The 19336-nt window shown below is 66.0% G+C and carries 17 protein-coding genes; 15 read left to right on the plus strand and 2 right to left on the minus strand.

The genetic code is table 11. The features are described 5' to 3' along the window. Positions 1 to 14: 14 nt before the first annotated feature. A complete protein-coding gene (locus M2333_RS06855; protein WP_264612583.1) occupies positions 15 to 1538 on the minus strand; it encodes a proline--tRNA ligase in 1524 nt (507 codons plus the stop codon). 160 nt (positions 1539 to 1698) lie between these two features. On the opposite strand from M2333_RS06855, the gene M2333_RS06860 reads away from it, so the two are divergent. Next, entirely contained in the window at positions 1699 to 3573 is a 1875-nt protein-coding gene (locus M2333_RS06860) for an AsmA family protein (protein WP_264611263.1), read from the plus strand. Positions 3574 to 3603: 30 nt separating this feature from the next. On the opposite strand, the gene phaR is transcribed toward M2333_RS06860, so the two are convergent. Then, the gene (phaR, locus tag M2333_RS06865) at positions 3604 to 4158 is read right to left on the minus strand and encodes a polyhydroxyalkanoate synthesis repressor PhaR (RefSeq protein WP_264576018.1); all 555 of its coding nucleotides are present in this window, start codon (positions 4156 to 4158) and stop codon (positions 3604 to 3606) included. 259 nt (positions 4159 to 4417) lie between these two features. Here phaR and M2333_RS06870 point away from each other — a divergent pair, with 259 nt between their 5' ends. From M2333_RS06870 to M2333_RS06935, 14 genes are all read left to right on the plus strand, one after another. Then, positions 4418 to 5287 carry an alpha/beta fold hydrolase gene (locus tag M2333_RS06870; protein WP_319801301.1) on the plus strand — a complete coding sequence of 290 codons (870 nt, stop codon included), beginning with the start codon at positions 4418 to 4420 and terminating at the stop codon, positions 5285 to 5287. A gap of 67 nt (positions 5288 to 5354) precedes the next feature. Then, a complete protein-coding gene (locus M2333_RS06875; protein WP_264611265.1) occupies positions 5355 to 6527 on the plus strand; it encodes an acetyl-CoA C-acetyltransferase in 1173 nt (390 codons plus the stop codon). Positions 6528 to 6812: 285 nt separating this feature from the next. Next, positions 6813 to 9665, plus strand: a complete 2853-nt coding sequence (locus M2333_RS06880; protein ID WP_264611266.1) for a monovalent cation/H+ antiporter subunit A — start codon at positions 6813 to 6815, stop codon at positions 9663 to 9665. Positions 9666 to 9670: 5 nt separating this feature from the next. Beyond that, a complete protein-coding gene (locus M2333_RS06885) occupies positions 9671 to 10021 on the plus strand; it encodes a Na+/H+ antiporter subunit C (RefSeq protein ID WP_413716521.1) in 351 nt (116 codons plus the stop codon). Continuing rightward, the gene (locus tag M2333_RS06890; protein WP_264611267.1) at positions 10018 to 11553 is read left to right on the plus strand and encodes a monovalent cation/H+ antiporter subunit D; all 1536 of its coding nucleotides are present in this window, start codon (positions 10018 to 10020) and stop codon (positions 11551 to 11553) included. The genes M2333_RS06885 and M2333_RS06890 overlap by 4 nt, the downstream gene beginning before the upstream one ends. A gap of 4 nt (positions 11554 to 11557) precedes the next feature. Further along, positions 11558 to 12049 carry a Na+/H+ antiporter subunit E gene (locus M2333_RS06895; protein ID WP_264611268.1) on the plus strand — a complete coding sequence of 164 codons (492 nt, stop codon included), beginning with the start codon at positions 11558 to 11560 and terminating at the stop codon, positions 12047 to 12049. Beyond that, positions 12046 to 12315 (plus strand): K+/H+ antiporter subunit F, encoded by a 270-nt coding sequence (locus M2333_RS06900; protein WP_264611269.1) that lies wholly within the window; start codon positions 12046 to 12048, stop codon positions 12313 to 12315. The genes M2333_RS06895 and M2333_RS06900 overlap by 4 nt, the downstream gene beginning before the upstream one ends. 3 nt (positions 12316 to 12318) lie before the next feature. Then, positions 12319 to 12717, plus strand: a complete 399-nt coding sequence (locus M2333_RS06905; protein WP_264611270.1) for a Na+/H+ antiporter subunit G — start codon at positions 12319 to 12321, stop codon at positions 12715 to 12717. A 17-nt stretch (positions 12718 to 12734) separates the two neighbouring features. Beyond that, the gene (locus tag M2333_RS06910; protein ID WP_264592305.1) at positions 12735 to 12869 is read left to right on the plus strand and encodes a hypothetical protein; all 135 of its coding nucleotides are present in this window, start codon (positions 12735 to 12737) and stop codon (positions 12867 to 12869) included. A 55-nt stretch (positions 12870 to 12924) separates the two neighbouring features. Then, positions 12925 to 14193 carry a hydrolase gene (locus M2333_RS06915; protein WP_264611271.1) on the plus strand — a complete coding sequence of 423 codons (1269 nt, stop codon included), beginning with the start codon at positions 12925 to 12927 and terminating at the stop codon, positions 14191 to 14193. Further along, a complete protein-coding gene (locus M2333_RS06920; RefSeq protein WP_264611272.1) occupies positions 14186 to 15235 on the plus strand; it encodes an arginine N-succinyltransferase in 1050 nt (349 codons plus the stop codon). Before M2333_RS06915 ends, M2333_RS06920 begins: the two co-directional genes overlap by 8 nt. Before the next feature lie 35 nt (positions 15236 to 15270). After that, the gene (gene astD / locus M2333_RS06925) at positions 15271 to 16689 is read left to right on the plus strand and encodes a succinylglutamate-semialdehyde dehydrogenase (protein WP_264611273.1); all 1419 of its coding nucleotides are present in this window, start codon (positions 15271 to 15273) and stop codon (positions 16687 to 16689) included. Next, positions 16686 to 17978 carry an N-succinylarginine dihydrolase gene (locus M2333_RS06930; RefSeq protein WP_264611274.1) on the plus strand — a complete coding sequence of 431 codons (1293 nt, stop codon included), beginning with the start codon at positions 16686 to 16688 and terminating at the stop codon, positions 17976 to 17978. Before astD ends, M2333_RS06930 begins: the two co-directional genes overlap by 4 nt. Beyond that, positions 17975 to 19330 carry a VOC family protein gene (locus tag M2333_RS06935; RefSeq protein ID WP_264611275.1) on the plus strand — a complete coding sequence of 452 codons (1356 nt, stop codon included), beginning with the start codon at positions 17975 to 17977 and terminating at the stop codon, positions 19328 to 19330. The genes M2333_RS06930 and M2333_RS06935 overlap by 4 nt, the downstream gene beginning before the upstream one ends. The last annotated feature ends 6 nt before the right edge of the window (positions 19331 to 19336 follow it).

Genomic DNA, 19336 nt, shown 5'->3' on the forward strand with positions numbered 1-19336 from the left:
AACCTCCTAAAATCTCAATAAGCGCGGCCGACCAGAACCCGCTCTACAGCCTTCTCGCCGGTAAAGATGCACGTCCCGCTCGCCGGCGTCGCATCCATCGGCACGTTGCGCAGCGTCAGCTTCTCGCCCTTCAGCCAAGCGACCACCTTGTCCAGCGCCGGTCCCGTGGGCTTGCTCCATTCGACTTCGACCCAGCCCGGCTTGTCGCCGCCGAACGCACCCGCCAGCGCCGTCAGCTCGCTCACGTCGCGACGGATGTTCGCCTCCAGACGCGCGCGCGCTTCACTGTGCAGCGTGTCCTGAACCCCGCGCAGCATGTCCCCGACCGCCGCCACGAAAGCATCCCGCGCCATGACCTCGCTCGCCAGCTTGCCCGCCTCATTATAGAGCCGGTCCCGCCGCACGACCGAAACATTGCCGCCCGCGACATCGCGCCCGCCGACCTCGACGATGATCGGCGCGCCCTTCTTCACCCAGCCCCAGCGCTTGGGGGCGGCCTTGATCGGCTTCTTGTCGAACAGCACCCGCAGCGGCTCGCGGAACACGTCGACTGCGCCCAGATCCTTGGCCAGCGCATCGCAATAATCGATGACCGCCGCATCCTCGTCCGTATCGCGCAGCATCGGCACGATCACCACCTGGCGCGGGGCGATCATCGGCGGGCAGCGAAGCCCGTCGTCATCACCATGGACCATGATGACGCCGCCGATCATGCGGGTCGACACACCCCAGCTCGTGGTGTGGCACAGGGCCTGCTGGCCATCCTGATTCTGATACTGGATGCCCGCCGCCTTGGCGAAGCCCGTGCCCAGATAATGCGAGGTGCCGGCCTGCAGCGCCTTGCCATCCTGCATCATCGCCTCGATGGAATAGGTCGCGACCGCGCCGGGGAAGCGCTCGTTCTCCGGCTTTTCGCCTGCGACCACCGGCATGGCCAGCTCGGTTTCCGCAAAGTCACGATACATTTCGAGCGCACGCATCGTCTCGGTCCGTGCATCGGCTTCGTCGGCATGGGCGGTGTGCCCTTCCTGCCAGAGGAACTCGCTGGTGCGCAGGAACATGCGGGTGCGCATCTCCCAGCGCACGACATTGGCCCACTGATTGGTGAGCAGCGGCAGATCGCGCCAGCTTTGCACCCAGCGCGCCATCGCCTTGCCGATCACCGTCTCGGACGTCGGGCGCACGACCAGCGGCTCTTCCAGCTTGGAATCAGGATCGGCTTGCAGCTTCCCGTCAATATTCTTGAGGCGATGGTGGGTCACCACCGCCATTTCCTTGGCGAAGCCTTCGACATGGTCGGCTTCCTCGGCGAAGAAGGAGAGCGGGATGAACAGCGGGAAATAGCAGTTCTCAACACCCGCTGCCTTGATGCGCGCATCCATCAACTTCTGGATGCGCTCCCAGATGCCATAGCCCCAGGGACGGATGACCATGCAGCCGCGCACGCCGCTTTCTTCGGCCAGATCAGCCTCGCTGATGACGGCCTGATACCAGGCAGCAAAATCCTTGGCTCGGGTGACGGGCAGCGCGTGCTTGATGTTGGACAATGTCTGGCTTCCGGGGTCTGGATTGGGGATTGCAGCGGTCTTTAGTGTCCGCGCGGAAAAATACCAAGACGTTCGCGCGCTGACGCTGGGAGACGAACGGGAACTTTCCCTGACCTCACTCGTCCCGTCTCCAATGGCCCACTTCTCGTCGATGATTCGCACTACGCCCCGCCGCACTCGGATCATCGCGATGATCGCGGCCGGGGTGCTGTTTCTGCTTCTGGCCCTGCTCGTGCTGGCTGCCACCTTTCCCGCTTCCTGGTTCAAGGATGCCGCCGAGCGGCGCCTGTCGGACCAGATCGGCACGAAAGCCACCATCGGGTCGATGACGCGGGAAAGCGCCTTCTCTTTCAGCCCCGTGATTCAAGTGCGGGATATCCGTGTGCCCCAGCCGGCCTGGGCCGGCGAAGGCGATCTGGCGCGGATCGAGGCGTTGCGGTTGCGTCTGCCCGTGATCGGACTGCTGCTCGGGCGCGGCGGGCCGCAGTTGCTCTCCGCCCGTGGCGTGCGGCTGACGCTGGTGCGCGACGAGAATCGCCGCAAGAGCTGGGACGCGCTCGGCAGCAAATCGAATAAGGATGACCAGGGCAGCTCGGAAACGCCTTTGGTCCGCGTCGATGACGCCGTGATCGATTATCGCGATGCCTTTCAGAAGCGGCAGTTCAAGGTCAGCCTGTCGGTCGATCCGCAGCAGGGCTTGCGCGGCACCGGGACCGGCACCGTCGAAGGGGAACCGGTCACGCTGCGCCTCACCGGCGCGCCGATGCGCGCTGGCCAAAGCTGGCCCTTCGATGCGCGCATCATGGGGGACGCCCTCACCATGCACGCGCGCGGCACGATGGCGGGCCCGATGCGCACGGACGACATGACCTTCAAGGTCTCCGCCCGCGCCAGCACGCTCAAACTGGTGGACCGGATCATCGAGGCGGGGCTGTTCGGCACGCAGCCGGTCGATATCGCTGCCAATGTCCAGCGGCGCGATGGCGTGTGGACGGTGGCCGATCTCGGCGGCACCGTCGGCCGCAGCCGCTTCACCGGCGCGCTCACGGTCCGCAAGGTGGATGGCCGGACCAAGCTGGATGGCGAGGCGCGCTTCAGCCAGCTCGATTTCGAGGATCTGGCCGACGACAAGGGCAATGGGCAGGCGGTCGCGCTGGAGCGAGCACAGGGGCAGCGGCTGGTGCCCAACACGCGGATCAATATCCGCAAGATCGACAAGACGGACGGGCGCATATCGGTGCGCGTCGACCGGATTTTGGGCGGGCGGCGCCCCTCCTCCCTCACCAATGCCAGCGCGGTGCTGAATCTTGATAACCGCATCCTCACCGTCGATCCGCTGCGCATCGGCCTGACGCAAGGCGTGATGACCGGGCGGGCCGTAGTCAATCAGCGGGGAGGCCAGCCCAAGCCGACGGTCACGCTGGCGCTCGACATGCGCAACAGCAGCATCGCAGCGCTTGCGGGCGGGGACGGCAACAGCGAGGGCGACGTGCAGGGCCGCGTGGATGCCCGCGCGCGCCTGACCGGCGTGGGCGACACGATCCGCGAGGCGGTCGGGCAATCGAACGGAACCGTAGGCGCGGTCACCCGCGGCGGATCGATGCCGGCGCGGTTGGCCGGCCTGCTCGGCTTCGACATAGGCAAGGGCCTGTTTGCGGACGAGGACGGGCGGGAAGCGCTGCGCTGCGGTGTGGTCCTGCTCGATATGCGGGGCGGGCGCGGCGTTGTGCGCACCTTGGTCGTCGACACGCCGGTCAGCCAGTCACGTGGCACCGGCACAGTCAGCTTCCCCGCCGAACGTCTCGAACTGACCCTCAAGGGCCTCGCCAAGAACGAACATGCGCTGCAGCTGCCCGGCAATGCCCATCTGCGGGGCACATTGCGCAATCCCGATCTGGTCGTGCCGGAAAACACGCGCTCGGTAGGCAACATCCTGAAGGCAGTCGGTCGAGCGATCGGTGGTCGCGCGGAAACCGCACCGGATGCCAATTGCGCGGCGCTGATCGCTCGGACCGTGGGCCGTTAAGGCGCAGCCATCCCGACCGCGCCAGATTGGTCAGCCGCCCAGCTTGTCGATCTTGGCGTTGAGCGCGGCAAGCTGTGCCTTCAGCTCGGAAACCTCGTCAGTAGAGTCGCCAGCCTTCGCGGGTGCGGCAGGTGCAGCCGGCTTGAAGGCGTTTGCTGCGGCGTTGAGCATTTCCATGTTGCGCTTGGCGATCTCGGCGAAGGGCCCGCCGGCGAATGCGCCCTGCATGGCTTCTTGGAATTGCTGCTGGTTCTTGCGGAATGCTTCCATGCTCGCCTCAAGATATTGCGGCACCATGGACTGCATCGAGTCGCCGTAGAGCGAAATGAGCTGGCGAAGGAAGCTGACCGGCAGCATGTTCTCGCCGCGCTGCTCTTCTTCCATGATGATCTGGGTGAGGACATTGTGCGTGATGTCTTCGCCGGACTTGGCATCGACCACCACGAAATCGCGCCCCTCGCGCGTCATCTGCGAGAGCAATTCAAGTGTGATATAGCTGGAGGTTTCCGTGTCATAGAGACGCCGATTGGCGTACTTCTTGATGACAATGGTCCCTGATTCGCCACCTGATTTCGATCGTGCCATAGATGATGCTCCACCCTCCGTTGGGCGCAACATAGCATCGTTTCTTTCTGCACCGCAACATGGGCCGCGTCCGCTGCCGCTGTTTCTTTCCATATTGTGGCAGGTGACGGCACAAGATGCCCAATTACGGCGCAAGGCATTGACGGGATTGCGCCGTTTTCAGACAGCATCGCGACCTGCGCCGAGTGACCTGCCGGAAATTGCTGCGCAAAATGGCCGCGCGGCTTTGCTCACGCGAAACGGCAATGCACAACGCAGCATGAGGGGCGCCGGCGGAGACCGGGCGCCGGTCATCCTCATCCCGTCGCTGATCAACCCGCCCCACGTCCTCGACCTCTCCGAACAACGCTCGTTGCTGCGCTATCTTGGACAGCAAGGCCATGATGCCCTGCTGCTGGACTGGGGGACGCCGGATGAAGGCGAGCGCGACGTCGATCTGGCCGATCATGTCGAGCGCCTGCTGCTACCCCTGTTGCAGCAACTGGATCGCCCGCCCCTGCTCGTCGGCTATTGCCTGGGCGGGACGCTCGCCATTGGCGCGGCGGCGCGACTGCAGGCGCTGGGCAAGTCCGTCGCCGGCATCGCGACTATCGCCGCGCCCTGGGACTTTTCCGCCTATGACGGCCCCTTTCAGTCCCAGCTTGCCGAAATCTGGGCCAAGGCCAAGCCCGGTTGCGAGGCGCTGGGGCTTATTCCGATGGAAGTGTTTCAGACCGGCTTCTGGTCGCTCGATCCCGATCGTACCATTCGCAAATATGCCGCCTTCGCCGAGATGGAGGCTGACAGTCCGTCCTTCGAGGCCTTCATCGCGCTGGAGGACTGGGCCAATGAAGGCGCGCCGCTCACGCTGGCGAGCGGACGAGACCTTGCCGAGCGGTGCTATGGCGCCAATATGACAGCGAGCGGCCAATGGTCCATCCACGGCACCGTCGCGAACCCACAAGCGCTGGGCTGCCCGACGCTCGCAATCGCCTCGACCACGGACCGGATCGTGCCCGCCGCCGCCGTGCCACCTGCAGCGGAACGGATCGACCTTGCGCTCGGCCATGTCGGCATGATGATCGGCAGCCGTGCGGAAGCGCAACTGTGGAGAGGATTGAGCGACTGGCTTTCGCGCTGTGGCGGCTGATGCTAGAGGCGCGGCACGAGAGAGCAACCTGCGCCCCTGGCGCCGCAATCGAGGGACTTGCCAATCCATGACCGATATCGTCATCACCGCCGCCAAGCGCACGCCGGTCGGCAGCTTTCTGGGCAGCTTCGCCAACACGCCCGCGCATGAACTCGGTCGCGTCGCCATCGTCGCGGCACTGGAGCAGGCCGGCGTCTCCCCCGACGAGGTGAACGAGCTGATCTTCGGCCAAGTACTCACCACCGCACAGGGCCAGAACCCGGCGCGGCAGGCGGCCGTGAACGCCGGCATTCCGATCGACCGCACGGCGATCACCATCAATCAGGTCTGCGGCTCGGGCCTGCGCGCCGTCGCGCTCGCCGCGCAGGCGATCCGCTGCGGCGATGCCAGCATCATGGTGGCCGGCGGTCAGGAGAATATGTCCCTCTCGCCCCACGCCCAGATGATGCGCGCGGGCACCAAGATGGGGCCGATCACGCTGATCGACACCATGGTCAATGACGGCCTGACCGACGCCTTCAATGGCTACCACATGGGCATCACGGCGGAAAATCTCGCCGAGAAATACGGCATCACCCGCGAAGAGCAGGACGCGTTCGCAGCGGCCAGCCAGAACAAGGCGGAAGCTGCCCGCGCCGCGGGTCGCTTTACCGACGAGATCGCGCCCGTCACGGTCAAGGGCCGCAAGGGTGACACGATCGTCGATGCCGACGAGTATATCCGTGCCGGCGCCACCATTGAGGCGATGGCGGGACTGCGCGCCGCGTTCAAGAAGGACGGCACGGTCACCGCCGGCAATGCCAGCGGCGTGAACGATGGCGCCGCGGCGCTGGTGCTGATGACCGCCGAAGAGGCCGCCCGTCGCGGCGCGCCGGTGCTGGCGCGCATCGCCAGCTGGGCGACCTGCGGGGTCGATCCCTCGATCATGGGCATCGGCCCGGCCCCGGCCAGCCGCATCGCGCTGGACAAAGCCGGCTGGTCGCTCGCCGACCTCGATCTGATCGAGGCGAACGAGGCCTTTGCGGCGCAGGCGCTCTCGGTCGGCAAGGAGCTTGGCTGGAACCCGGACATCGTGAACGTGAATGGCGGCGCCATCGCGCTTGGTCACCCCATCGGCGCCTCGGGCGCGCGCGTGCTCACCACGCTGCTCTACGAACTCGCCCGCCGCGACGGCAAGAAGGGGCTCGCAACGCTCTGCATCGGTGGCGGCATGGGCATCGCCATGTGCGTCGAACGCTAAGCCAGACATATCCTCATCACGGACCCTTATCACAGGCGCCAGCTCTCGCACGGGCTGGCGCCTTTTTGATGGCCACGGCGCCTGACTGAAGATTGCTCTGACAGACCGTCAGCCCCACGCCCCGATGGCTATAAATCGGCAGCGAAGGCCGAAAATTCGGCGCTTTCGGGTTGTCCTCATGCCGCATTGTCTGGATAAGGTGGGCAGACCTTTTGAGGATCGCCAGATCCTGATCGCCATCGGATCGTCAATCACCTGCCGACGCATCACGGGAGCTGCGGACTTTTGTTGCTGATACTCGCCTTGCTGCCATTTCTTGGCGCGTTGCTGTTGGCGATGTTCAGGGACGCCAGCCGAAATCTTCAGGCCTGGATCGCCGCCGGCACGACCGGCGCGGCGCTCGCGATCCTCATCGCGCTCATCCCGGCCGCGCTCGCCGGGCAGACGCCGACGATGCAGATCGACTGGGTGCCGGCCCTCGGCCTGTCCTTGGGGTTCTTCCTCGATCCGTTGGGCGCGATGTTCGCGGGGCTGATCCTCGGCATCGGCCTGCTCATCATCATCTACGCCCGTTTCTATCTGGCAGCGGAAGACCCAATGGGGCGCTTCCTGGCCTTTCTGCTGCTGTTTCAGGGCGCCATGCTGGGGATCGCGCTCTCGGACAATGTGCTGCTACTGCTCGTCTTTTGGGAAATGACCAGCCTTTCCTCCTTCCTGCTGATTGGCTTCTGGCGCGATAGAGCCGAGGCCCGGCAGGGCGCCAGCATGGCGCTGGTGGTGACGGGCGGCGGTGGGCTGGCGCTCATCGCCGGGCTGTTGCTGCTGGGCAGCATTGCCGGCTCCACCGATATTCGCACCATCATGGCCAGCAGTGACCTGATTCAGGCCTCGCCGCTCTGTCCGGTCGCGCTGGTGCTGATCCTGCTCGGCTGCTTCACCAAGTCCGCGCAATTCCCGTTCCACTTCTGGCTGCCGCACGCCATGGCGGCACCGACACCGGTCAGCGCCTATCTCCATTCCGCGACGATGGTGAAGGCCGGCATCTTCCTGATCGCGCGCCTGTGGCCGGCGCTGGCGGGTACGGATCTGTGGTTCTATCTCGTCGCGACGACTGGCCTCGTCACAATGCTGATCGGCGCCGCCATCGCGCTGTTCAAGACCGACCTCAAGGCCATCCTCGCTTATTCGACCGTCAGCCATCTCGGGCTGCTGACCATGCTCTTCGGCTTTGGTACCGGCACGGCGGCGATGGTCGGCGTCTTCCACATCCTGAACCACGCCATCTTCAAGGCGGCGCTGTTCATGAATGCCGGCATCGTCGACCATGAGGCTGGCACGCGGGATATCCGCCGGCTGGGCGGCCTCGCCACGCTGATGCCGATCACCGCGACGCTGGGCATGATCGCGGCGGGATCGATGGCCGGCCTGCCCCCCTTCAACGGCTTCCTGTCCAAGGAAATGATGCTCGACGAGGCGGCGCATACCGCCTGGCTGGGGACGGGCTGGCTGGTGCCGGCCATCGCGGTGATCGCCGCGACGCTCTCGGTCGCTTACGCGCTGCGCTACGCTTTCCATGTCTATCTGGGCCGCCGGCGCGATGACTATCCCCATGCGCCGCATGATCCCCCGTTCGGCCTTTGGGCGCCCTCTGGGTTGCTCGTCATTCTGGTCATCCTTGTCGGCCTGTTCCCCGCGACGCTGACGACATGGCTTGTGCAACCGGTGGCCGATACCGTCACCGCAGGCACCGCCGGGACATTCGCGCCCGCCCTCTGGCATGGTGTGAACACCGCGCTGCTCATGAGCCTGTTCGCCGTGGCGGGCGGCGCGCTGATGCTCTGGCGGTTCGGCCTCGCCGAGCGCACCTGGCAAGCGCTCCCCCTGCCAGAAGCCAAGCGCCTGTTCGACAGCGGGATCGCGACGCTGGTGGAAGTCGCCCGCGGCTTCATCCATGCCGTGCATAACGGCTCACTGCAGCGGCAGCTCGCGCTGATCTTCGTGCTTGCCATTGCGCTGGCGGTCGAGGGCGTGCTGGTCGGCGGCGGCAGCGGCACCGGTCCGCGCGCAACGCTGCCGGCCTCGCCGCTCGCTATCATCGGCTGGCTGCTGCTTGTCGGCGCGACGGTGGCGGTCGTCATCTCCCAGCGCGAGCGTTACCTCACGCTTGTCTTTATCAGCGTCATCGGCCTCATCGTCTCGCTGGGCTTTGTCTATCTCTCCGCGCCCGACCTGGCCCTGACGCAGATTTCCGTCGAGACGGTCACGATTCTGCTGCTGCTGCTGGCGCTCAACCTGCTGCCCAAAAAGCCCGCCCGGCTCTCCAGCAATGGACTGCGGCTGCGGGACGGCTTGCTCGGCCTGGTGGGGGGCACCGTGGCCGGGCTCGGGGCGTGGGCCGTGCTCACCCGCGAGCCCAATCAGCCCATCTCGACCTTCCACTGGGAGAACAGCTATTCGGGCGGTGGCGGCACCAATGTCGTGAACGTGACGCTGGTGGATTTCCGCGCCTTCGACACCTTCGGCGAGATCATCGTGCTCGGCATTGCCGCGCTGACCATCTTCGCCCTGCTGCAGCCCGCGACGCGCGGCGCGGCCGGCGCGCGGTTGCGGGCCTGGCTCCCGGACCTCATTCGCTCGCCCGAACGGCACCCGATGATGTTCGTCGTCGCCACGCGCCTCCTGCTGCCGCTTGCGATGATGGTCGGCATCTACATCTTCCTGCGCGGGCATAATCTGCCGGGCGGCGGTTTCATCGCTGGGCTGATCATCTCCATTGCCGTGCTGATGCAATATATGGCGTCGGGCTTCGAATGGGCCGAACAGCGCCGCAAGTTTGACGAGCATCTGATGATCGGCCTTGGCGTGATCATCGCCGCGCTCACGGGCATGGGCTCGCTCGTCTTCGGCGCGCCATTGTTCACCAGCGCCTTTGGCTATGTCACCCTGCCCGTCATCGGCACGTTCGAGCTGGCGACGGCCATGCTGTTCGACATCGGCGTGGCGATGACCGTGATCGGCGCGGTCATGCTCGCGCTGGCCGAACTCAGCCACATCGTCCAGCGCGCCGACAAGGAAGATCATAGCGACGACGCGCCCATGGATGTCGACCCCGCGCGCAACCGGGAGGCGAAGGCATGATCAGCATGGAAATGCTCGTCGCCAGCGCCATCGGCATCCTCACGGCGGCCGGCATCTACCTGTGCCTGCGCGGCCGCACTTTTCCGGTGGTGCTCGGCCTCGCCATGCTGTCCTACGCCATCAACGTGTTTCTATTCGCGATGGGGCGGCTGGTCGTGGAACGCCCGCCGATCTATGAGAAAGGCATTACGGATTATACGGACCCGCTGCCGCAGGCGCTGGTCCTCACCGCCATCGTTATCGCCTTTGGCATGACGGCGCTGGTGGTGGTCCTTTCCCTGCGCAGCTTCCTCGAGACGGGCACCGACCAGGTCGACGGCAAACCGGATGACGAGCCGGAGGACATCGTGCCATGACCGCGCTGATCGCCGCGCCCCTGCTGTTGCCCGCGCTCATGGCCGCAGCCACGCTGATCTTCATGCGCCGCCACCGCTGGATCGGCGCCGCTATTTCCATTGCCGGCGCGACCGGCCTTCTGGCCCTCGCTGTGTATCTGCTGAGCGTCGCCAGCAGCGGCACGATCTCCGTCTACGCGCTGGGTGACTGGGCCGCGCCCTTCGGCATCGTGCTGGTGCTGGATCGGCTCTCGGCGATGATGCTGCTGATTACCGCCCTGCTCGCCCTGCCCGTCTTGTGCCACGCGGTGCTGACCGGGCTGGACCGCAAGGGCTGGCATTTCCACCCGCTGTTCCAGTTCCAGTTGCTCGGCATCAACGGCGCGTTCCTGACAGGCGACCTGTTCAACCTCTTCGTCTTTTTCGAGGTCTTGCTGATCGCCTCCTACGGCCTGATGCTGCACGGCCAGGGCCCGGAGCGGCTGAAAGCCGGCGTGCAATATGTAATCGTCAACCTCATCGGCTCGACGCTGTTCCTTTTCGCGATCGGGCTGCTCTATGGCATCACCGGCACGCTCAACATGGCGGACATGGCCGCCCGCATCCCGGCCCTGCCGGCTGCAGATCAGGGCCTGCTGCGCGCCGGCGCGCATCTGCTGACGCTGGTCTTTGCGCTCAAGGCCGCGCTGCTGCCGCTGCAACTCTGGCTGCCGCGCACCTATGCCGGCACCTCCGCGCCCGTGGCGGCTTTGTTCGCAATCATGACCAAGGTCGGCGCTTATGCGATCATCCGGACATCCTCGCTGATCTTCGGCGATCAGGCCGGCGCGGCGGCATGGGCGCCGGAGGTGTGGATGATGCCGGCCGCACTGGCGACGATGGTGATCGGTTTTGCGGGCCTGCTGGCAGCGCGCTCCCTGCGCGATCTTGCCGCATTCGGCCTGCTCGGCTCCACCGCCACATTGCTGGTCGCCATTGCGGCGTTCGACCGCACGGTGCTGACGGCGGGACTCTATTATCTGGCGCACACCACATTGGCTGCGGCCTTGCTCTTCCTCGTCGTCGATCTCATCCGGCTGCGGCGCGGTCGTTACGGCGACACGATCGTCCCCTCCCCACGCTTTGCCGGCATCGAGCCACTGTCCGCGCTCTACCTGCTGGCGGCCATGGCCCTCGCGGGCCTCCCGCCGCTCTCTGGCTTCATCGGCAAATTGCTGATCCTGCAGGCGACATTGGCGGACCCTTGGGCGGCGTGGATCTGGGCGGTCATTCTCGGCACCACGCTCCTCGCCATTCTCGGCCTCGCCCGCGCCGGCAGCGCCATCTTCTGGAAGAGCGCAGCGCACCCCGACAATCCACACGAAGATGCCGCGACGGCAAAGCCCGATGCCCGTCTGGTGGAGATGTTGCCCGCCACTGCCTTACTCGCGACGTTGGTCTTGCTCACCGTCGCGGCGGGGGCGGTCACGCGCTACATGGACGCAACGGCCCAGCAGCTCTTCGCGCCGACGCACACGATCGAGGCCGTTCTCGGCCCGGCAGTTGGAGGGTGAGGCAATGCTGACCAAGCTCTTCCCCCATCCCGGCCTGACGGTGATGCTGCTCATCGTCTGGATCCTGATCCAGAACAGCCTGACGGCCGGCGGCTTCCTTCTCGGCCTTCTTCTGGCCACCGTCATCCCGGTGTTTACCGCACCGTTCTGGCCCAACCGCCCGCGCCTGCGCTTTGGCTGGGCGATGCTCGATTATCTCGGGATCGTGCTCTACGATATCGTCATCGCGAACTTCCATGTCGCCAAGCTCATTCTGTTCCGGCGCAACCGCGACCTCAATTCCCGCTGGATGAGCATCCCGCTCGACCTGCATTCGGCCGAAGCCATCACCGTGCTGGCCGGCACCATCAGCCTCACGCCCGGCACCGTCTCTGCCGACGTGTCGGCGGACGGGCGCTATCTTCTCGTCCACACGCTCGACACGGACGATGTCGCGCACGAGATTGCCCATATCAAGGCGCGCTATGAGGCCCGGCTGCAGAGGATTTTCCGATGATCGCGCTCGCGCTGACCTTCGCCTTCGGCTGCATTGCGCTCGCCGTGCTGCTCAACCTCTACCGCCTGCTGCGCGGCCCGACGCGGTGCGACCGCATCTTGGCGCTGGATACCATGGTCATCAACGCCATCGCGTTGATCGTCCTGTTCGGTATCTACGAAACCAGCACCACCTATTTCGAGGCGGCACTGCTGCTCGCGATGGTCGGCTTCGTCGGCACGGTGGCCTATTGCAAGTTCCTCCTGCGCGGCGACATTGTGGAGTAGGCCATGGCAGTGATCGCAGAAATCCTGATCGCCGCTCTCATCGTCCTCGGTGGCGCTTTCGCGCTGATCGGCAGCTGGGGCCTTGCCCGGCTGCCCAGCCTGATGACGCGGCTGCACGGCCCGACCAAGGCAACCACCCTCGGCGTCGGAAGCTGCCTCGTCGCATCCATGATCTACTTTCCGTTCCTGGGCGGAACCTGGTCCGCGCACGAACTGCTCATCACCCTGTTCCTGTTCATCACGGCGCCGGTGTCCGCCAACCTCATTGCCAAGGCGCATCTGCACCGGCAGCGGACCAATACCGACGTGGAGCCAATGGACGGTGTACGGGATGCCTTGCCTGAGCCGGGCGGCGACACCGAATGGGCGACGTTCGGCGTCGATCGGGCGGAGGGGCGCTGAGCTATGGTTTTCGCGGCATGAAACATGATGACGACGAGAATCCCGGCGGCCTTCTCCACTGGCTGCGCGAACGGCTGCATATCGTCATCGGCACGGGCGGTCTGATCGCCTGGCTGGTCATGCTTTGGCTGATGTTCGGCGACGTCCTCTGACCATCGATCCGGTGCGCCCCTAGCCCCGGGCGGCCAGTTGGTCTAGCATCGGGCCATGACAGGACTCTCACCGACCGAAATCGGGATCGTGGAGCATCTTAGGAGACGACAGGCGGACATGGCGGCGCAAGTCGTCGACTGGGCGCAGGTCAACTCCGGCAGCCGCAACCTCGCCGGGCTGGAACAGATGCGCCAGCATATCGCGGCCCGACTGACGGAGATTGCCGATACGGTCGCAACCGTTGCGCCAGAACCCGCTGAAACGCTGGATGAGGCCGGCCGCACCGTTGCGCTCGCTCATGGCGCCAATCTGCTCGCCCGCAAGCGTGTCGCCTGCGCCCGTCGCATGATCCTCACCGGGCATATGGATACGGTCTTCCCGCCCGATCACCCCTTCCAGACCTGCCGCCTGATCGATGACGACCGCCTCAACGGCCCCGGCACCGCCGATATGAAAGGCGGGCTCCTCGTGATGATCGAGGCGCTGGCTGCGCTGGAGGCGGCGAATGCCATTCCCGATTTCGGCTGGGATGTGGTGGTCAATGCCGATGAGGAAGTGTCCTCGCTGGGGTCTGCAGCGCTGCTGCGCGAGACGGCGCGGCGCTGCCAGACCGGCATGACCTTCGAGCCTTCCGTCACGGTGGATGGCACGCTGGCGAGCGCCCGGCGGGGCAGCGGCAATTTCACCGCCGGCTTGACCGGCCGATCCGCCCATGCCGGCCGCAATCCGTTGGATGGCCGCAATGCCGTGGTGGCCGCAGCCGATCTCGCGGTGCGGCTGGATGCGCTCAAGCACGAGATCGAAGGTCTCTCCGTCAACGTCGCGCGCCTCTCCGGCGGCGGCGCCAACAATGTTGTGCCCGATCGGGCGCTGCTGAGCTGGAACATGCGGCCCGTGGACTTGGCCGGCCAGCAGGCCGCCGAGCAGGCTATCGCCCGGATCATTGCGCAGGTCAGTGCGGATCATGCCGTGACGATCGCGCTCGCAGGCAGCTTTGCGCGACCGCCCAAGCCCTTCGACACGAAGCATCAGGCGCTGTTCGGGCTGGTCCGGGAAACCGGCGCGGACCTCGGCCTTGCCATCGACTGGCAGCCAAGCGGCGGCGTTTGCGATGGCAACAACATCGCCGCCCAGAATGTCGCGGTGGTGGACACGATGGGCGTGCGCGGGGGCGCCATCCATACCGATGAGGAGTTCATGATTCTGAGTTCACTGAGCGAACGCGCCGCGCTGGCTGCCATCACCATGCTGCGGATCGCACAAGGACGGCTCGACCACGCCCTCAATTCCGCGCCGGATATGGCAGGGGTCGCCCATGACTGACGGCTCTTTCAACGACTGGTTCGTCCGCCCTGCGACAACGGCGGATATCGACGCCATCTACACGCTCGCCGGCCAGACCGGGCCGGGCTTCACCAATCTGCCCCATGATCGCGAGGCCCTGTTCGCACGCCTCGAACGATCCCAGCGCAGCTTTGAGGCGCAGTTGAGCCAGCCCGATGACGAGCTTTACATGTTCGCGCTGGAAGAAGCCGGCACCGGGCGGATCGGCGGAACGGCGCTCATCTTCTCCAGCGTCGGCACCAAGAAGCCCTTTTATTCCTACAAGCTCACCCGGCTCTCGCAGCACTCGCGCCAGCTCGACCGCATCGTTACGACGAGCGTGCTCAATCTGGTCAACGACTTTGCCGGCGCGAGCGAGGTCGGCGGCCTGTTTCTGGTGCCCGAGCTGCGGCGCAGCGGGCTGGGCGTGCTGCTCGCGCGCAGCCGCTATCTGTTCATGGCCATGCACCGTGCCCGCTTCGGCCAGCAGGTGCTCACCGAATTGCGGGGCTGGCAGGAGCCCGAAGGCGTCTCGCCATTTTGGGAAGGGCTGACCCGGCGCTTCTTCGACCTGGAGTTTGCCGATGCCGACCGCTTTCACGCCCTCAACGGCAACCAGTTCATCGCCGATCTCATGCCCAAGCACCCGATCTACACCACCCTGCTGCCACCCGAGGCGCAGGCAGCTATCGGCAAGCCGCACGCCAGCGGCGCTGCGGCCATGAAGCTGCTCGCGGCCGAGGGCTTCCGCTATGATGGCTATGTCGATCTGTTCGACGCCGGGCCAACCATGCAGGCCGACGTCGATGATTTGCGGGCAGTGAAGGAAAGCCGCGAGGCGGCTGCCTTCAGCGATGCACCTGCATCTCAGACCCAGGCCCGCCCGATGCTGCTGGCCGCCGGAGATTTGCTCGATTTTCGCGCCTGGCGCGCCGCCGGGCAGATCGATGCCGAAGCAGAGCGCCTGACCCTGCCAGCGGATGCGATGGCGCTCGGCAGGCTGAGCGAGGGCGCAACGGCCCGTTATCTGACGACCGACTGACCGAACAGACCAAAGACGAAACGAGCGGAAGAGCCATGACCGACCTGATTTCCACCGACCCGTGCACGGGAGACGTCGTCTGGCGGGGCGTTGCTGCGGATGCCGCTGCCGTCGATGCCGCCGTCGCGCAGGCCCGCGCCGCCCAACCGGGCTGGGAGCGCACACCGCTGACTGAGCGCATCACCATCCTGCGCGCTTACGCCGCAGCGGTGAAAGCCCATGCCGATGACGTCGCGCGGGTGATCTCGCGCGAGACGGGAAAGCCTTTCTGGGAAACCAGGACTGAAGCGGCCAGCGTCGCTGCCAAGGTGGAGATTTCCATCGCCGCGCAGGCGGACCGGGCGGGCGAGACGCTGCGAGATGGAGACGGGTTCGCGCTGGCGTTGCGCCACCGGCCGCATGGCGTGCTGGCGGTGCTCGGGCCTTATAATTTCCCGGCGCATCTGCCCAACGGGCACATCGTTCCGGCGCTGCTGGCGGGCAATGCCGTCGTCTTCAAGCCCAGCGAACTGGCGCCGGCCACGGCGGAACTGATGGGCCAGCTTTGGCGGGAAGCTGGCCTGCCCGACGGTGTGCTGCAGATCGTGCAGGGCGGCGGCGAGACCGGCAAGGCAGTGGCCGCGAATCCCGGCACGGATGGCCTGCTGTTCACCGGCAGCTCGAGCACCGGCAAACTCCTCGCCCGCGCATTTGCCGACAGGCCGGGGCGCATTCTCGCGCTGGAAATGGGCGGCAACAATCCGCTGCTCGCCTGGGAGATCGGCGAGGCCGACATGGACGCTGCCGTTGCGCTTATCGTCCAGTCCGGCTGGCTTTCCGCCGGGCAACGCTGCACCTGCGCGCGCCGACTGATCGTGCAGGACGAGATCGCGGATGCGCTTATCGAGCGGGTCACGGCAACACTGGACAGGCTGATCGTCGGCGCGCCCTTCGACGATCCGCAGCCCTTCATGGGGCCGGTGGTGGATAATCGCGCCGCCGATCTGGTGGAGGCGCGCGTTGCGGATCTGCTTGCGTTGGGCGGGCGCCCGATCCGTCCGCTGGTCCGGAGGGACTCCGGCCTGCCCTTCCTCTCACCGGCGCTGATCGACATGACCGGCATCGAGACTGCCCCTGACGAGGAGATTTTCGGCCCGGTGGTCCAGCTCTGGCGCGAGACGCATTTCGACCGGGCCATCGCCCGCGCCAACGCCACGCGCTTTGGCCTGTCCGCCGCTATGCTGGGTGGGAGCCGGGCACAGTTCGAGCAGTTTCGCGCAGCCACGCGCGCCGGCGTCGTCAACTGGAACCGGCCCACCAACGGCGCCAGTTCCGCCATGCCCTTTGGCGGCATCGGCGACAGCGGCAACCTGCGCCCCAGCGCTTATTATGCGGCGGATTATTGCGCCTTCCCCGTCGCGGGCATGGAGGCCCCGGCGCTGGAGGGCGCGCTTTCCACCGGACTGCGCGCATGAGCACCGCGCCCGTCTTTCGCGAGGTCAATTTCGATGGGCTGATCGGCCCGACCCACAATTATGCGGGCCTCAGCCTCGGCAATCTGGCCGCCACGCTCCATGCCGGCGAGGTCTCCCAGCCCCGCAAGGCAGCCCTGCAAGGCATCGCCAAGATGCGCACGCTGCACGGGCTGGGACTGGGACAGGGCTTCTTCCTGCCGCACGATCGCCCGAACGCGGGCTGGCTGCGTCAATTCGGCTTCGACGGTTCGGATGCGCAGGTCTATGCCCGCGCATGGGCGGAAGAACCGCTGCTGTTCGCTCAAGCCACCAGCGCATCGGCGATGTGGGCAGCCAATGCGGCGACGGTCTCCCCCGCCCCGGACACGGCGGACGGGCGGACGCACTTCACCGTCGCCAATCTCGCGACCATGGCGCACCGCAGCCATGAATGGCCCGAAACGCTGCGGCAGTTACGGCACATCTTCGCGGACGAACGCTATTTCGCGGTCCATGATCCGGTCCCCGCTCGCTTCGGCGATGAGGGCGCCGCGAACTTCATGCGGCTGGCCTCCCCCGTGAACGGCCCCGGCGTCGAGGTCATGGTCTATGGCGAACCGGGCGGGCGCTTTCCTGCCCGCCAATCGGCCGAAGCCTGCCGCGCGATCTTCCGTCGGCACGGCATTGAGGACGGCCTGACCGTACAGCAATCCGCCGAGGCCCTCGCGGCCGGCGCGTTCCACAATGATGTCGTGGCCGTCGCGCACGAGAACATCCTCCTTGCGCATGAACAAGCCTTTGCGGACAAGGCGGCCTTCTATGCCGCGCTGGCGCAGCGCTGCCCGGATCTGATCATCCTGGAGGTGCCGGCCAGCGAAGTCTCGCTGGAAGCCGCCATCGCCTCCTATTTGTTCAATTCCCAACTGGTGACGCTGCCGGATGGTCAGCGAGCGCTGATTCTCCCGATGGAGTGCCGGGAAACCCCTGCCGTCAAAGTCTGGCTGGACAGCAATGTCGGCGCCAACGGCCCGATCCACGCCGCTCATTTCGTCGATGTGCGCGAATCCATGCACAATGGCGGTGGCCCTGCCTGCCTGCGCCTGCGCGTGCTGCTCTCGCGCGAGGCGGAACAGGCGGTTCACCCTGCCCATCTGCTCGACGAGCGCGGACTGGACCGCCTGGAGACGATCGTCGGCAATCACTGGCCCGAGCGCCTCGCCCCGTCCGATCTCGGCCTGCCCGACCTCTGGGCGCAGGCTCAGGCCGCGCGGACGGCCTTGCGCCATGCACTGGAGCAAGCCTTGCCATGACCCGCTTCGTCGATCCTGCTGACATTCGCCTCGCCTTTTCGGAGGCGATGTCCGCGATGTACCGGGCCGAGGTGCCGCTCTACGGCACGCTGCTGGAGATCGTCGCCACGAGCAATGCCCGCGTGCTGCAGGACAATCCCGCGCTGAACGAACGGCTCGCAGCGCAAGGCGAACTCGACCGGCTCAGTGCCGAGCGCCACGGCGCCATCCGGGTCGGCACGCCAGAAGAACTGCACCTCATGCGGCGATTGTTCGCCGTGATGGGCATGGTGCCGGTGGGCCATTATGATCTGGGCGTAGCCGGCCTGCCGGTGCATTCGACAGCGTTTCGGCCGATCGACACGGCATCGCTGAACCGCTGCGCCTTCCGTATCTTCTGCTCGCTGCTGCGGCTTGAGCTGATCGAGGATGTTGCGTTGCGCAAGCAGGCCCAGGCGCTGCTCGCCCGACGCAGCATCGTCACCGACGGCGCGCTGGCGCTGATCGACCGCTTCGAGCGGGAGGGCGGTCTGGGGACCGAAGAGGCAGAAGCCTTCGTGCTGGAGGCGTTGGAAACCTTCCGCTGGCATGGCGAAGCGCTGGTGGACCACGCAACCTATGAAGCGTTTAGTCGCGCGCATCGACTGATCGCCGATATCGTCTGCTTCCGTGGTCCGCACATCAATCACCTGACGCCCCGCGCGCTCGACATCGATGCGGTTCAGGCCGAGATGATCGCGAGCGGCATCAAGGCCAAGGCCGTGATCGAAGGCCCGCCCCGCCGGTCTGTCCCGATCCTGCTGCGCCAGACGAGTTTTCAGGCGCTGGAGGAGGCCATCCTGTTCCGCGATGGCGATGAGAGCGTGGCCGGCGTCCACACCGCACGGTTCGGCGAGATCGAGCAGCGCGGGATTGCGCTGACGCCACATGGCCGCGCACTTTACGATGCAATCCTCGCAAAAGCCGAGCAGGCACGCAGTCTGGGCAGCAAAGGCTATGAAGCGCGCCTGGCAGAGATCTTCCAGCGCTTTCCCGACGATCTGGATGCGATCCGCGAACAGGGGCTGGCCTATTTCACTTATGCGCCGACGCCCAAGGCCGCGATGCTTCCTGCGGGACGCCAGCTTCCATCCGGCGCGCCAGACGAGCTGGTCGCCGATGGCTGGCTGGAGGCGACGCCGATCACCTATGAGGACTTCCTGCCGGTCAGTGCCGCCGGCATCTTTCGCTCCAATCTCGCCGATGCAGAGACTGGATCCCGCGCAGGCGCCTCATCGCAGGATGAGTTTGAGGCCGCGCTCGGCGTCCCGTGCCTCGACCCTTTCGGATTATATCTCGATCAGGAGCAGGCCTCGCTCGACATGCTGGGATAGCAGACC

Origin of the sequence: Sphingobium sp. B11D3B, assembly GCF_025961735.1 — a bacterium.
GTDB lineage: Bacteria > Pseudomonadota > Alphaproteobacteria > Sphingomonadales > Sphingomonadaceae > Sphingobium.